12 protein-coding genes are annotated in these 16445 nt (G+C 38.7%); 11 read left to right on the forward strand and 1 reads right to left on the reverse strand.

All coding sequences use genetic code 11. The annotated features are described in order from the left end of the window. Positions 1-159: 159 nt before the first annotated feature. The 11 genes from recA (at position 160) to mutL (ending at position 15320) form a co-directional block, all read left to right on the forward strand. Positions 160-1209 (forward strand): recombinase RecA, encoded by a 1050-nt coding sequence (recA, locus tag R4Z09_RS09690; RefSeq protein ID WP_338452118.1) that lies wholly within the window; start codon positions 160-162, stop codon positions 1207-1209. Between the two features lie 256 nt (positions 1210-1465). After that, a complete protein-coding gene (gene rny, locus R4Z09_RS09695; protein WP_338453239.1) occupies positions 1466-3028 on the forward strand; it encodes a ribonuclease Y in 1563 nt (520 codons plus the stop codon). An 83-nt stretch (positions 3029-3111) separates the two neighbouring features. Continuing rightward, a complete protein-coding gene (locus tag R4Z09_RS09700; RefSeq protein WP_338452119.1) occupies positions 3112-3909 on the forward strand; it encodes a TIGR00282 family metallophosphoesterase in 798 nt (265 codons plus the stop codon). A 215-nt stretch (positions 3910-4124) separates the two neighbouring features. Continuing rightward, a complete protein-coding gene (gene spoVS, locus R4Z09_RS09705) occupies positions 4125-4385 on the forward strand; it encodes a stage V sporulation protein SpoVS (protein ID WP_071395267.1) in 261 nt (86 codons plus the stop codon). 505 nt (positions 4386-4890) lie between these two features. Beyond that, entirely contained in the window at positions 4891-6660 is a 1770-nt protein-coding gene (locus R4Z09_RS09710) for a 2-oxoacid:acceptor oxidoreductase subunit alpha (protein ID WP_338452120.1), read from the forward strand. Next, positions 6647-7513: a 2-oxoacid:ferredoxin oxidoreductase subunit beta gene (locus tag R4Z09_RS09715; RefSeq protein ID WP_338452121.1), complete on the forward strand. Its 867-nt coding sequence runs from the start codon at positions 6647-6649 to the stop codon at positions 7511-7513. The genes R4Z09_RS09710 and R4Z09_RS09715 overlap by 14 nt, the downstream gene beginning before the upstream one ends. Before the next feature lie 214 nt (positions 7514-7727). Continuing rightward, positions 7728-9248, forward strand: coding sequence for a tRNA (N6-isopentenyl adenosine(37)-C2)-methylthiotransferase MiaB (gene miaB, locus R4Z09_RS09720; protein ID WP_338452122.1), 1521 nt, complete (start codon positions 7728-7730; stop codon positions 9246-9248). A gap of 24 nt (positions 9249-9272) precedes the next feature. Further along, positions 9273-9701, forward strand: coding sequence for a RicAFT regulatory complex protein RicA family protein (locus tag R4Z09_RS09725; protein ID WP_338452123.1), 429 nt, complete (start codon positions 9273-9275; stop codon positions 9699-9701). Positions 9702-9975: 274 nt separating this feature from the next. After that, complete coding sequence (locus R4Z09_RS09730) at positions 9976-10518, forward strand: outer spore coat protein CotE (protein WP_338452124.1); 543 nt, start codon at positions 9976-9978, stop codon at positions 10516-10518. Positions 10519-10672: 154 nt separating this feature from the next. Continuing rightward, the gene (gene mutS / locus R4Z09_RS09735; RefSeq protein WP_338452125.1) at positions 10673-13333 is read left to right on the forward strand and encodes a DNA mismatch repair protein MutS; all 2661 of its coding nucleotides are present in this window, start codon (positions 10673-10675) and stop codon (positions 13331-13333) included. 16 nt (positions 13334-13349) lie between these two features. Then, a complete protein-coding gene (mutL, locus tag R4Z09_RS09740) occupies positions 13350-15320 on the forward strand; it encodes a DNA mismatch repair endonuclease MutL (protein WP_338452126.1) in 1971 nt (656 codons plus the stop codon). A gap of 75 nt (positions 15321-15395) precedes the next feature. Here mutL and mreBH read toward each other — a convergent pair whose 3' ends face one another. Beyond that, entirely contained in the window at positions 15396-16403 is a 1008-nt protein-coding gene (gene mreBH, locus R4Z09_RS09745) for a rod-share determining protein MreBH (RefSeq protein WP_338452127.1), read from the reverse strand. Between the last annotated feature and the right edge of the window lie 42 nt (positions 16404-16445).

Consider the following 16445-nt stretch of genomic DNA (forward strand, 5'->3'; position numbering starts at 1 on the left):
AGCCATTTTCAAAGAATTATAGCTTTAAAAAATAACGAATAAACGTTCGATATTTTGATAGACAAAATTGAAAAAACAAGCTATAGTTAAGATAGATTTTGAGATGAGACAGCCATATGGCTTTAGATAGTTGTTTTTATTCAAAAGGAGGAAAATGCAGTGAGTGATCGTCAAGCAGCCCTTGAACAGGCGTTAAAGCAAATAGAAAAACAATTTGGTAAAGGTTCGATTATGAAGCTGGGAGAACAAACAGACAGGAGAATATCTACTTGTTCAAGTGGATCCTTGGCTCTAGATACAGCCCTTGGGGTAGGAGGATATCCGAGAGGACGTATTATCGAAGTGTACGGTCCGGAAAGTTCAGGTAAAACGACCGTAGCCCTTCATGCAATTGCAGAGGTTCAAGCAGCAGGTGGTCAGGCGGCTTTTATTGATGCTGAGCATGCACTTGATCCAATTTATGCAGAAAAGTTAGGTGTAAATATTGATGAACTCTTGCTATCTCAGCCGGATACAGGAGAGCAGGCATTAGAGATTGCTGAAGCTCTCGTAAGAAGCGGGGCTGTGGATATTATTGTTATTGACTCTGTAGCGGCCTTAGTGCCAAAAGCAGAAATTGAAGGAGAAATGGGCGATTCTCACATGGGGCTGCAGGCCCGCTTGATGTCTCAAGCGCTCCGTAAGCTTTCTGGAGCCATTAATAAATCGAAGACCATTGCGATCTTTATTAACCAAGTAAGGGAAAAAATTGGCGTTATGTTTGGAAACCCTGAAACAACTCCAGGCGGCCGTGCGTTAAAGTTCTACTCTTCTGTCCGTCTTGAAGTTCGCCGTGCTGAAGCCATAAAACAGGGAAATGATATTGTCGGAAATAGAACGAAAATAAAAATTGTCAAAAATAAAGTGGCTCCGCCGTTCCGTACAGCGGAAGTAGATATCATGTATGGTGAAGGTATTTCAAAAGAAGGTGAAATCATCGACATCGGTTCAGAACTGGATATCGTTCAAAAGAGCGGTTCCTGGTATTCTTATAATGATGAGCGCCTTGGTCAAGGAAGAGAAAATGCCAAGCAGTTTATTAAGGAAAATAAGGAAATTGCTTTTGAAATTCAACAAAAAATTCGTGAACATTATGGTCTTGACGGTGATGCAGTGGTTCCGCCATTGGCTGAAGCACCGGAGCAGGATGAGTTTGATTTAATTGATTAATTTTATGCAGGCAAAGTCTGATATGACTTTGCCTTTTTGTGATTGGTTAGAAACTTTTTGATATTTAAAATTAGCAAAAGCTGTAAGGACAACCACTTGACATTAAAAATACTCAGCTTTACAATTAGAAATGTATATTTTACTTTTCTATGAGTATTAAAAGCCATTGAGCTGTATATTGAATTCTGAACAATGTACATGTCGACACTTTAGAAACGTAACTCAAAACAAGTTCATAGCAGAAGGAGGTGAAATGATGGACCTATTAGCTGCAATCATCTCCATTTTGCTTGGCCTTATCGTCGGTGTAGTTGTTGGCTATTTTGTTCGTAAATCCATTGCTGAAGCAAAGATTGCAGGAGCACGAAATGCAGCAGAACAAATAGTAGAAGATGCGAAACGTGATGCGGATTCTTTAAAGAAAGAAGCCATGCTGGAAGCAAAGGACGAAATTCATAAGCTTCGTAATGAAGCAGAACGTGAGATTCGTGAGCGCAGGAATGAACTGCAAAAACAAGAAAATCGTTTACTGCAAAAAGAGGAAAATCTTGACCGTAAAGACGAAACGTTAGAAAAACGTGAAGCACTTTTAGAGAAAAGAGATGATTCTCTTAACAAAAGACAACAGCATATTGAAGAGATGGAAAGCAAAGTGGACGAGATCGTAAAAACACAACAAACGGAGTTAGAACGAATCTCGGGCTTAACTCGTGAAGAGGCAAGGACCATCATTTTAGAGCGGGTCGAACATGAATTAAAACACGATGTCGCTGTAATGATAAAAGAAAGCGAGATAAGAGCAAAAGAGGAATCTGACAAGAAGGCAAAAGACATCTTGTCACTGGCTATCCAACGATGTGCAGCTGATCATGTTGCTGAAACAACTGTATCGGTTGTAAATCTTCCAAATGACGAGATGAAGGGTCGGATTATCGGCAGGGAAGGCCGAAACATTCGGACATTAGAAACCCTTACTGGTATTGACCTGATTATTGATGATACACCGGAAGCAGTTATCCTTTCCGGATTTGATCCAATTAGACGGGAGACTGCCCGCTTAGCGCTTGAAAAGCTTGTCCAAGACGGCAGAATACATCCTGCACGTATTGAAGAAATGGTGGACAAGGCACGGCGGGAAGTTGATGAACATATTCGTGAAATTGGAGAACAAACAACTTTTGAAGTCGGCGTACATGGACTGCATCCAGATCTTATTAAAATTCTTGGCCGCTTGAAATTCCGTACAAGTTACGGTCAAAATGTATTAAAGCATTCAATCGAAGTCGCACAGTTGACAGGAATGCTTGCAGCGGAGCTTGGTGAAGACGAGACATTAGCGCGCCGTTCAGGGTTGCTCCATGATATTGGTAAAGCAATTGACCATGAAGTGGAAGGCAGTCATGTTGAAATCGGGGTTGAACTTGCTACGAAATATAAAGAGCACCCTGTAGTTATTAACAGTATTGCATCCCATCATGGTGATACAGAACCAACTTCGATTATTGCTGTTCTCGTTGCTGCTGCTGATGCATTATCTGCAGCTCGACCTGGAGCAAGAAGAGAAACACTTGAGAACTACATTCGACGTCTTGAGAAGTTAGAGGAAATCTCTGAATCTTTTGATGGAGTTGAAAAGTCATTTGCTATTCAAGCCGGCCGTGAAGTGCGGATTTCAGTAAAACCGGAACAAATTGACGATTTAGAAGCACATCGTCTTGCTCGTGATATACGTAAAAAGATTGAAGATGAGCTTGATTATCCAGGCCATATTAAAGTCACGGTCATTCGTGAAACCCGAGCAGTTGAATATGCAAAATAAAGCGGTGTATTTACACCGCTTTTATTTTATGTAGATAAATACGTTTTATGAACAAATAAATTATATTAAAGAAAGGTTTTTATATGAATATATTATTTATCGGAGATGTTGTAGGCTCATTAGGACGTGATATGGTAAGTGAATATTTACCGAAGTTAAAAGATAAATACCGCCCCCATATAACGATAATAAACGGCGAGAATGCGGCCGGGGGAAAAGGTATAACTGAAAAGATTTATCGCGGCTTTCTAGAGGCAGGTGCTCAGGCTGTGACCCTAGGGAACCATACTTGGGATAATCGTGAAATCTTTGAATTCATTGACGGAGCAAAGTACCTTGTTAGACCGGGTAATTTTCCAGAAAATAATCCGGGTAAAGGGATTGCCTATGTAAAAATGAATAATGATGAAATAGCTGTCATCAGCTTGCAGGGAAGAACCTTTTTGCCTCCGAATGATTGCCCTTTTAAAAAAGCTGATCAATTGATTAAAGAGGCAAGAGAGAGAACACCAATTATTTTTGTTGATTTTCACGCAGAAGCAACAAGTGAAAAACAAGCGATGGGATGGTATTTGGACGGAAGAGTTTCCGCATGTATTGGAACACATACGCATGTTCAAACGGCCGATAATCGGATCCTTCCAAAAGGAACAGCCTATTTGTCAGATGTAGGTATGACGGGGCCCTATGATGGGATCTTAGGAATGGACAGGGAAGTTGTCCTTAAAAGATTTTTAACCAATATGCCGGCCCGTTTTGAGGTTCCAAAAGCGGGAAGATCGCAGCTAAGCGCCGTATTAATTGAAATTGATAAAAATAGCGGTAATGCAAAAAAGCTGGAACGAATATTAATCAATGACGATCACCCATTTTATTCATAATTGCTATACAAGAAACATACTATTTACCGTCCCCCTTTTTTAAAAGCGTGGCGGAAAATGGTATGTTTCTTTTTTTACTTGAATGTTGCACCTCTTTTTTTCGACCAGGCCGGAATAACTGATTTGTTTCATGAATATAGTAGCATTGGAATGATATAACCTAGATTGTTCGTTACACGAACATATGGGAGGGACCAAACAAGGAGGAGCTAGGAATGGAAATATTAAAAGTTTCAGCAAAGTCTAATCCTAATTCTGTAGCTGGTGCGCTTGCTGGGGTTCTACGTGAAAGAGGTGGAGCAGAAATTCAAGCAATTGGTGCGGGTGCATTAAATCAAGCGGTTAAAGCGGTAGCCATTGCAAGAGGATTTGTTGCACCTAGCGGGGTGGATTTAATATGTATCCCAGCCTTCACCGATATTTTAATTGATGGTGAAGAAAGAACAGCGATCAAGCTGATAATTGAGCCAAGATAAAACAGCATGAAAATAAGTAGAACCTGCTTGCTCAAGGCAAGCGGGTTTTTCGAATGAAGCGAAGAAAATTTTATTCATTGCACGGAAAAATTCGTGAATATTGGAATTGTTTATTGTTATATAAATATAATGTTTGCGTTATAATGATTTATTGAAGCAGTAAATAATAAAAGTGAAATTCTTGAAAGTATGAAACCGTTTTAAATTGTAAAAAAATGTTGTCGTTTTTGCATGAATCTATGCATAATTTTGATAAAGTAATATAACTTTTTTAAATCTTTTAAAAAATATTCATATTTTCGTCAAAATTTCGTCGTAAAAGGTTGCTTTTTTTATGTTATAGGTCTAGAATTGAAATCGTTTAGTACTATCCGATTTTCCAAATATAATGAAAATTCCTAGAAGAATATTTAGTCAGGCATTTTCTTAGAGAATTTAATCGACTGGTGCTATACTTTTATGTACATAGTGACATAATTTTTTACGTATCCAAAGGGGTGGAATTATGGTTAATCAGCTTTCATGGAAGGTTGGCGGGCAACAAGGAGAAGGAATCGAGAGTACAGGAGAAATATTCTCTATCGCATTAAACCGATTAGGTTATTATTTATATGGATATCGCCACTTTTCATCGCGGATTAAAGGTGGTCATACAAATAACAAAATTCGAGTAAGTACGACAGAAGTTCGCACAATATCTGATGATCTTGATATTTTAGTAGCTTTTGATCAGGAAACAATCGATGTAAACTATAAGGAATTGCATGATAAAGGTATTATGATTGCAGATTCTAAGATAAATCCAAAGAAACCGGATGATACAAAAGCATCATTGTATGCGGTTCCATTTACAGATATTGCTACTGATTTAGGTACATCATTAATGAAAAACATGGTAGCTGTTGGGGCAACTTGCGCAATCCTAAATCTTAATATTAATGTATTTGAAGAAGTAGTGCAAGAGATTTTCGGTAAAAAAGGCCAACAGGTTGTTGCGAAAAATATGGAAGCAATCAAAGCTGGTTATGATTACTTGAAAAATCAATTAACAGATGAATCAGAAGTAATGGAACTAGCTGAAGCAGATGGTCAAAACAGACTATTTATGATTGGAAATGATGCCATTGCATTAGGTGCACTTGCAGGCGGCTGCCGCTTTATGGCTGCATATCCAATTACACCAGCTTCAGAAATAATGGAATATTTAATTAAAGAACTGCCTCCACTTGGCGGTGCAGTTATTCAAACAGAGGATGAGATTGCAGCGGTTACAATGACGATCGGAGCAAATTACGGCGGTGTTCGTGCTCTTACTGCATCTTCAGGTCCCGGACTTTCTCTTAAAATGGAAGCGATTGGTTTATCTGGTATTACAGAAACACCACTTGTTATTGTTGATACTCAACGCGGTGGTCCATCTACTGGTATGCCGACAAAACAAGAGCAATCTGATTTAATGGCGATGATTTATGGTACACACGGTGAGATTCCAAAAATTGTAATGGCGCCAAGTACAGTTCAGGAAGCATTTTATGATACAGCTGAGGCCTTTAACTTAGCAGAAGAATATCAATGTCCAGTAATTGTTTTATCTGATCTGCAGTTATCATTAGGTAAACAAACGGTTGAACCGCTTGATTTTAATAAAGTTGAAATTCGACGCGGTAAATTGATTACTGAGGGAATTCCTGAACAAGAAAATAAAGGTTACTTCAAGCGTTATGAAGTAACAGAAGACGGAATTTCTCCACGTGTTATTCCAGGTGTGAAAAATGGTATCCACCACGTAACTGGTGTAGAACATGATGAAACTGGTAAGCCTTCTGAAGCAGCTCTTAACCGTAATTTGCAGATGGATAAGCGCTTTAGAAAATTGGAAAATATCAAGTTTAATACTCCTGTATACAAAAATTGTCCGCATGATGAAGCTGATTTATTGCTAATCGGTTTTAACTCAACACGTGGTGCGATTGAAGAAGCAGTATTACGTCTTGAAGAGGATGGCATTAAAGTGAACCATGCTCATATTCGCTTAATTCACCCATTCCCAACAGATGAAGTGTTACCTTTAATAAAAAATGCAAAAAAAGTAGCGGTTATTGAAAACAATGCAACAGGACAATTAGCAAATATTATTAAAATGAATGTTGGATACGCAGAAAAAATTAGCAAAGTCTTAAAATATGATGGAAACCCATATAAACCATATGAAGTTTATGCAAAATGCAAAAATATACACGAAGAGCAAGGAGTTGTTCTAAATGGCAACATTTAAAGATTTTCGAAATAATGTGAAACCAAACTGGTGTCCTGGCTGCGGAGACTTCTCCGTACAGGCTGCCATTCAAAGAGCAGCAGCAAATGTTGGTTTAGAACCAGAAAATTTAGCCGTTATTTCTGGAATCGGCTGTTCAGGACGTATTTCGGGGTATATTAATTCATATGGTGTACACGGAATTCATGGCCGTTCTTTACCAATTGCTCAAGGTGTTAAGATGGCAAACCGTGATTTAACAGTTATTGCTTCCGGCGGTGATGGGGACGGCTTTGCAATTGGTATGGGACATACGATTCATGCGATCAGAAGAAATATTGATATTACTTACATCGTCATGGACAATCAAATTTATGGTTTAACAAAAGGACAAACTTCCCCTCGCTCACAAGCAGGATTTAAAACAAAATCAACACCAAAAGGTTCAATTGAACAAGCAATTGCACCAATGGAAATGGCCTTAACAGCAGGGGCAACATTTGTTGCACAAAGTTTCTCTACTGACTTAAAGGATTTAACAGCACTTATTGAAGCTGGAATCAAACATAAAGGATTTTCTTTAATCAATGTCTTCAGCCCATGTGTAACTTACAATAAGATTAACACATATGATTGGTTTAAAGAGAACTTAACTAAATTAAGCGATATTGATGGCTATGATCCATCTAACCGTGAAGCAGCAATGCAAACATTGATGGAGCGTAACGGTCTTGTAACAGGCTTAATTTATCAAAATACAGAGCGTAAATCATATCAAGAATTATTACATGGCTTTTCTGAAGAACCATTAGCAAAAATGGATTTAAATTTAGACAACGCACACTTTGATAAACTAGTAGCAGAATTTAAATAATAAATAAAAATAAATAAGCAAGTGATTTATATTCATAAATCACTTGCTTATTTTGTTAATACATACATTATTTTGTCAAACAGGCAATGATACTAGAGCTTTTTCTTGATTGTAAATCAGGATGTCTATTGTTTTCATCCATGTAAGGCATTATACTATTATAATGTGCATTACTCTATCTTTTTATGCAAAGATAGCGAAAGGAGAAAAATAGATGAATGAAAAGCAACGCCTAGAAGGACAACAAGTAGTTACGGCAAATCCTTCGGACAAAAAATCCGCCAAGGATTACAGCAAATATTTTGAAACAGTTATTACAGCACCGTCTTTAAAAGATGCGAAAAAACGTGGTAAAGAGGACGTTCAATACCATAAGGATTTTGAAATTGCAGAAGAATTTAAAGGGATGGGTCAAGGACGTAAGTTTTATATCCGTACCTACGGTTGCCAAATGAATGAGCATGATACAGAAGTTATGGCAGGTATTTTCCTTGCCCTTGGCTATGAGCCTACTGATACGGTTGAGGATGCAAATGTCATATTACTAAATACATGTGCCATCCGTGAAAATGCTGAAAACAAAGTGTTTGGTGAACTAGGTCATTTGAAACACCTTAAATTGGAAAAACCAGATTTATTGCTTGGTGTCTGTGGTTGTATGTCACAGGAAGAATCAGTTGTGAACAAAATTTTAAAAACATATCACCATGTTGATATGATTTTTGGTACTCATAATATACACCGTTTGCCTCATATTTTACAGGAAGCCTATATGTCAAAAGAAATGATTGTTGAAGTTTGGTCAAAAGAAGGCGACGTCATTGAGAATCTTCCGAAGGTTAGACGAGGGAACATTAAAGCATGGGTGAATATTATGTACGGCTGCGATAAGTTTTGTACGTACTGTATTGTACCGTATACGAGAGGTAAAGAAAGAAGCCGTCGTCCAGAGGATGTGATTCAAGAAGTACGTCACCTAGCAGCTCAAGGTTATCAGGAAATTACACTTCTTGGTCAAAACGTCAATGCATATGGAAAAGATTTTACAGATATCGAATATGGTCTTGGCGATTTAATGGATGAAATTAGAAAAATTGATATTCCTAGAATTCGTTTTACAACAAGTCATCCACGTGATTTTGATGATCATCTGATAGAAGTATTGGCGAAGGGCGGAAATCTTGTTGAGCATATTCATCTGCCTGTCCAATCAGGTTCGACAGATGTATTAAAAATTATGGCCCGTAAATATACTAGAGAGCATTATTTAGAATTGGTAGGGAAAATTAAAGCGGCCATTCCAAATGTTGCGCTGACAACAGATATTATTGTTGGCTATCCAAATGAAACAGATGAGCAATTTGAGGAAACCTTATCACTCTATCGTGAGGTTGGTTATGAGGCTGCATATACGTTTATTTATTCACCGCGTGAAGGGACACCAGCAGCGAAAATGCAGGACAATGTTCCGTTGGAAGTCAAAAAAGATCGATTGCAGCGCTTGAATGCAGTTGTGAATGAATTGTCAGCAGCTGCATTGAAGAAATATGAGGGCCAAATTGTGGAAGTCCTTGTTGAAGGAGAAAGCAAAAATAATTCAGATGTCTTGGCTGGTTATACACGCAGAAATAAGCTTGTGAATTTCACAGGACCAAAAACAGCCATTGGAAAAATTGTAAAGGTAAAAATTACTGAAGCAAAAACATGGTCTTTAAATGGAGAAATGGTGGAATAATTAGAACCGATTGAGGTGAACAGGATGGGGAAATATACAAAGGATGAAATCGTTGCGAAAGCAAAGGATTTAGCTAAAATGATTGCTGAAACAGACGAAGTCGATTATTTTAAACGCGCTGAGGCGCAAATTCACGAAAATGAAAAGGTACGTAACAGTATTTCATCTATTAAAGCTCTGCAAAAACAAGCAGTAAATTTCCAACATTACGGAAAAGTTGAAGCATTAAGAAAGACAGAGGAAAAAATTACTGCTCTTGAACAGGAATTGGATGAAATCCCGGTTGTCTATGAATTTAAACAATCGCAAGCAGATGTTAATGATTTGTTGCAGTTAGTTGCTACAACGATTTCTAATGCCGTAACCGATGAAATTATTGAGTCAACAGGTGGAAATATACTAAGCGGGGAAACAGGTGCGGAAATTCAAAATAAAAACTGTTCCCATCATTAAGGTTATTTATTCCGATAAAAGTCCGGATTCGTTTTCCGGGCTTTTTTCTTTTTTCGACAAACGATGTTTCAATTTTATCGAAAAATGCTCTTCTATCCCTTAGCGAAAATAAGGCGAAATCAGGATGATGAACAAGAATGGAACCTTCTCTTTTAGTAAGCATACAATGCATCATGCCTATAGTTTTTCTGATATTCATCGTAAAAATAATCGCACACCGGCCTAATAACACGCATAGGATGAATTGAAAATAAATGAGGAGGTTTCGCTCGCAATGGGAGATTACAGAGAGATAATCACAAAAGCGGTCGTTGCGAAAGGACGTAAATGTACGCAGTCTAATCATACGATCAGCCCTTCACACCAGCCGTCAAGCATTCTTGGCTGCTGGATTATTAACCATACGTACGAGGCGAAAAAGGTAGGAAAGACGGTTGAAGTTAAGGGTTATTATGATATTAACGTTTGGTACTCTTTTAATAGAAATACAAAAACAGAGGTAGTAACTGAACGTGTCGAATATTGTGATGTCATTAAATTGAAATACCGTGATCCAGATAGCCTGGATGATCAAGACGTCATTGCCAGAGTACTGCAACAGCCAAACTGTGTTGAATGTGTAATTTCTCCAAAAGGAGATAAAATTATTGTCCATGTTGAAAGAGAATTTATGGTTGAAGTGATTGGAGAAACAAAAGTATGTGTAGCTGTTTATCCAGAACAATTTGATAATGATGATGATTGGGGATTCGATGTAGAGGATGAGGATTTTGAAGAGCTTGATCCTGAATTCATCCACGGTAATAAAGATAAATAATGGTTAACTAGGAAGGTTTTACTTCCTAGTTTTTTTTTGCCTGAAAAAGGGATGGAAAGTTAACTCCTGCCATAGAAAAACCTCCCATGCGAGAAATTTTTCTAGTATGTTATAATAGAGTAATGATAAAAATGTTTAGTTAATGGAGGATATGATGGTCGTTTATACGCCGATGATACAACAATATTTACAAGTAAAGGCAGACTATCAAGATGCCTTTTTATTTTTTCGACTTGGAGATTTTTACGAAATGTTCTTTGATGATGCGATAAAGGCATCACAAGAGTTAGAGATAACCTTAACAAGCCGCGAGGGCGGGGGCGAAGAGCGTATTCCGATGTGCGGCGTTCCTTATCACTCAGCTTCAACCTATATTGAGCAGCTCGTTGAACGCGGGTATAAAGTAGCGATATGTGAGCAAACAGAAGATCCAAAACAGGCAAAAGGCGTTGTCCGCCGCGAGGTTGTCCAATTGATCACACCGGGTACAATGATGGAAGGGAAAGGGCTGCAGGAAAAGGAAAACAACTATATCGCTTCCATTACTTGCTTTCCTGATGGAACCTATGGATGTGCCTATAATGATTTATCGACGGGAGAGAACAAGGCGACAATATTGAACGGTAGTTTTGAAGAAGTTATCAATGAACTTGCCTTATTAGGTGCAAAAGAGCTGGTTGTAAAATCAAGCTTCGAAGCTGAATGGCAGCGGAAAATTCGGGAACGATTACCGGTAACCATATCATTTGAAGACGATGAAGATATCAAGGGAGATTACCGTCCGCTTTTTCGTGATGTAACAGAGGAAAAGCTGCAAATTACTATGGCAAGACTATTAAATTATTTGTACAAAACACAAAAAAGAAGTCTTGGACATCTCCAGCCTGTTTCCAGCTATCAAATCTATCAACATATGAAAATTGATTATTATTCAAAACGAAATCTTGAACTGACTGAAACAATCCGTTCGAAAGGGAAAAAGGGCTCTCTCCTATGGCTTCTCGATGAAACGAAAACCGCCATGGGCGGGCGGCTATTAAAGCAATGGATTGATCGTCCGTTAATTGAAATGACTGCAATTCAAACTCGTCTTCTGATGGTTGAAACCTTTATGAATGCTTATTTTGAACGCCAGGAATTAAGGGAAAAGCTAAAAGAAGTCTATGATCTTGAACGTCTGGCAGGCCGGGTAGCATTCGGAAATGTAAGTGCACGTGATCTTGTTCAATTAAGACGATCACTTCAACAAATCCCTTTTATTCATCATCTTATTGAGCAGCTTGGCAATGAAGTGAGTAAACAATTTGCCGATCGGTTAGACCCTTGTGAAGAAATCACTGATCTGCTGGAAAAAGCAATTGTTGAAAATCCGCCATTGTCGGTAAAAGAGGGAAATATGATTCAAGATGGTTATCATGAAGAGCTTGACCGTTATCGTGATGCAACGAGAAACGGCAAGACTTGGATTGCCCAGCTTGAACGCGAAGAAAGGGAAAAAACGGGCATTAAATCACTTAAAGTCGGTTACAACCGGGTATTTGGCTATTATATTGAAGTAACAAAAGCGAATTTACATCTACTTGAAGAAGGCAGATATGAACGAAAGCAGACATTAACAAATGCTGAACGCTATATTACACCTGAATTAAAAGAAAAAGAAGCATTAATTTTGCAGGCAGAAGAAAAAAGTATGGATTTGGAATATCAATTATTTTCGGAGATTCGTGAGCATGTGAAAGAATATATTCCAAGATTACAAGCATTAGCTAAAACGATTAGTGAACTTGATGTGCTGCAATGCTTCGCGACGATTAGTGAAGAACGGCATTATGTCAAACCCATTTTCTCAGATGAACGCCGTATCATGATTAAAGAAGGCCGTCATCCTGTTGTTGAAAAAGTAATGAATGCTGACCGATATGTACCGAATGACTGTGTCATGGATAATGAACGGGAAATTCTCCTTATTACTGGACCAAACATGTCGGGAAAAAGTACGTTTATGCGGCAAATTGCCTTAACAGCCATTTTGGCTCAAATCGGTTGTTACGTTCCGGCAACAGAAGCCGTTCTACCTATCTTTGATCAAGTTTTTACAAGGATTGGTGCTGCAGATGACTTAATTTCAGGACAAAGTACATTTATGGTTGAAATGCTTGAAGCAAAAAATGCCATTGCACATGCTACAAAAAATAGTCTCATTTTATTTGATGAAATTGGCCGGGGAACTTCCACATATGATGGGATGGCCTTAGCTCAGGCAATCATTGAATACATTCATGATCGAATTGGAGCTAAAACGTTATTTTCAACACACTACCATGAATTAACCGTGCTTGAGGAAGAATTAGTGCGATTAAAAAATATACATGTCAGCGCCATTGAACAACATGGCAAAGTCGTTTTTCTTCATAAAATTAAAGAGGGTCCGGCTGATAAAAGCTACGGAATCCATGTTGCCCAGCTTGCCCAATTGCCACCAGAGCTAATAAAGCGGGCGAATGAAATTTTAGCATCACTGGAGCAACAAGACATAAAACTGATTGTAAAAGAAACGGAAGCAGAAACGACGCATTCTTCGAGAAACCATGAGGAAGACAAGGATTCAAACGCAGATCAGTCTAATGGTATTGACAATAGGACTGAAACACAGCTATCCTTCTTTACTGATGAATCCGTTCAGCCGAAAAAGCCACAACTGGATCCAAAAGAAAAGCGTGTTCTCGATAAAATCAAAGAGCTAGATATATTAGATATGACTCCGATGCAAGCAATGAATATACTCTATGAACTTCATAAAAAGATAAAAAGTTAACGGAGGTGTGTGAACGATGGGGAAAATTATACAGCTTGACGATGCACTTTCGAATAAAATAGCAGCCGGGGAGGTAGTTGAACGACCGGCATCGGTTGTAAAGGAATTAGTTGAAAATGCCATTGATGCTGGTGCCTCCATCATTGATATCGAAATTGAAGAAGCAGGACTTGCAAAGATTCGCATAAGCGATAACGGGGATGGGATCGAAGAGAAGGATGTACCAATGGCGTTCAAACGTCATGCAACAAGCAAGATAAAAGATGAACATGACTTGTTCCGCATCCGTACATTAGGATTCCGTGGTGAAGCCCTTCCAAGTATTGCATCCGTTTCAAAACTTGAACTCATTACTTCAACTGGCTATGAGGGAACTCGAATTGTACTCGAAGGGGGAAAAATAGTCACATTAGAAAAGGCAGCGGCGCGAAAGGGTTCGGATATTACGATAACCGATCTATTCTATAACACTCCAGCACGATTAAAATACATGAAAACGGTTCATACAGAACTTGGAAATATTACGGATGTAACGAATCGGCTTGCCCTTGCCCATCCGGAAGTTTCAATTCGTTTGTTTCACAATGAACGAAAGCTCCTTCATACAGCCGGAAACGGCGATGTTAGGCAAGTATTAGCAGCTATTTATGGATTGAATATAGCGAAAAAGCTGATCCCGATTCATGTGACATCGCTTGACTATACGATAGATGGCTATATTGCGCTACCTGAAATTACAAGAGCTTCAAGAAATTATATCTCGACTATGATAAATGGCCGTTTTGTTAAAAACTATCCGCTCGTGAAGGCGATTCAGGAAGGGTATCATACTCTGCTGCCAATCGGCAGGTTTCCGATTGCCCTCTTAAATATAATCATGGATCCGATTCTTGTCGATGTGAATGTCCATCCATCAAAATTAGAAGTCCGCATCAGTAAAGAGCAGGAATTGAATGAATTGGTTACCAATAATATCAAAGAGGCATTTAAAAGGAAAGAACTTATTCCGGCCGGTCTAACAAAAAACAAGCCAGAAAAAAAAGCTTCCGAACAAACGGTTATGCAGTTAGATCACATATCGGTACCCATTTTCACCAACAGAGATGAAACGAAACAGGAACCAACTTTTTCTGGAATGGATTTCAAAAGGAGCGATTCTGCATTGTCTGAGACATTCACTGAGCCGCCGTCATTTACAGTAAGAGAAGAGTTTCTCGCTGAAAAAGACATTAGCTTGAAACGGCATGAGCAGCTTACACAGCATCCTGATCATTGGGATCAATTGGACCCTCCGCTTCAAATGGAGTCAAAGGCGGAGGAAGAATGGACGGAAGTCCATACCTCTTATCCTGAAGATCGAGTGATCGTTGCTGATACAACGGTGCCTGATGAAGCAAACACATGCAGAGTACCGCCACTTTATCCCATTGGACAAATGCATGGTACGTATATATTTGCCCAGAATGAACGTGGATTGTATATAATAGATCAGCATGCTGCACAAGAGCGGATTAAATATGAATTTTATAAGGAAAAAGTGGGTATGGTCGCTTCTGAATTACAAGAGCTTCTTGTTCCCATCACATTTGAATATTCAACCGACGAAGTACTTAAAATCGAAGAATATAAAGACGAGCTTGAAAAGGTTGGTGTGTTTCTCGAACCCTTTGGATATAACAGCTACATTGTAAAATCTCATCCGCAATGGTTTCCAAAAGGGGAAGAGAAAGAAGTAATTGAGGATATGATTGAACAGCTGCTTACGATGAAGAAAGTCGATATTAAAAAGCTGCGCGAAGAAGCAGCGATCATGATGAGCTGCAAAGGCTCAATCAAAGCGAACCGCCATTTACGTAATGATGAAATTCAAGCATTATTAGATGAATTAAGACAGACGACAGATCCATTTACTTGTCCACACGGGCGTCCAATTATTATTCATACATCTGTCTATGAACTTGAAAAAATGTTCAAGCGAGTGATGTAGCTCTGGAAGTCAATCGCTTGAACATATGAAAAAAAATGTCCATTCATGGTGCTAGGGCACCACAAATGGACATTTTTAATTTGCCGCATAAAGGAGTTTATTTAAATATTGCAAGGACTTACCGGCACCAATGGCGACACATTCAAGAGGATTTTCCGCTAAGGCAATCGGCACGGCAATTTCCTTTGCCAGCCAATCTTCCATTCCCTTTAATAATGATCCGCCGCCAGTCAGAATAATCCCGCGATCAACAATATCGCCGCTTAGTTCTGCAGGGCTTTCTTCCATGGTTGCTCTGATTGCTTCTAATATTTGAAGCAATGATTCTTTTATAGAATCGCGAATCTCGAACGATGATAACGTGATGGTTTTTGGGAGACCATTTACAAGATCACGGCCTCGCACTTCCATTTTTAATTCTTCATGGTCAACTAAGGCATAGCCGATTTCCATTTTAATATTTTCTGCAGTCCGTTCCCCAATTAAAACATTATATTTTTTTCTCACATATTGAATAATGTCATCATCTAAGCGGTCACCGCCAATTTTAACAGTATGACAGGCAACAACGCCACCAAAGGAAATAATGGCAACCTCTGTTGAACCACCGCCAAAGTCAATGACAACATTGGCTACCGGTTCATCAACAGGCATACCGGCACCAATGGCCGCTGCTACAGGTTCTTCTATAATATAGACCTTTTTTGCTCCTGCATTACGGATCGCATCCTGGATGGCTCTTCGATCAACACTTGTGGAGCCGGAAGGTGTACAAACAACAACATTTGGTTTTCTTAATGAAAATCCAAGAGCTTTTGAAGCTTTTCCAATAATATGACGGAGCATTTCTGTTGTTATATCGTAATCTGCGATGACACCTTCCTTCAATGGACGTATTGTAATAATGTTTTCCGGTGTTTTCCCAACCATTTCCTTTGCTTCGGTCCCAACAGCGATTACTTTTTTTGTTACAGTATCAACTGATACGACACTTGGTTCGTTTATCGCGATTCCTTTATGTTTACTATAGACTAATGTATTAGCAGTACCTAAATCAATCCCTATTTCAGCATTCGAAAACATTTATCTTCACCCAATCCCAATAAAAATTCGCTCACCTATTAA

The organism is Niallia oryzisoli (assembly GCF_036670025.1).
Taxonomy (GTDB): Bacteria; Bacillota; Bacilli; order Bacillales; family Cytobacillaceae; genus Bacillus_BD; species Bacillus_BD oryzisoli.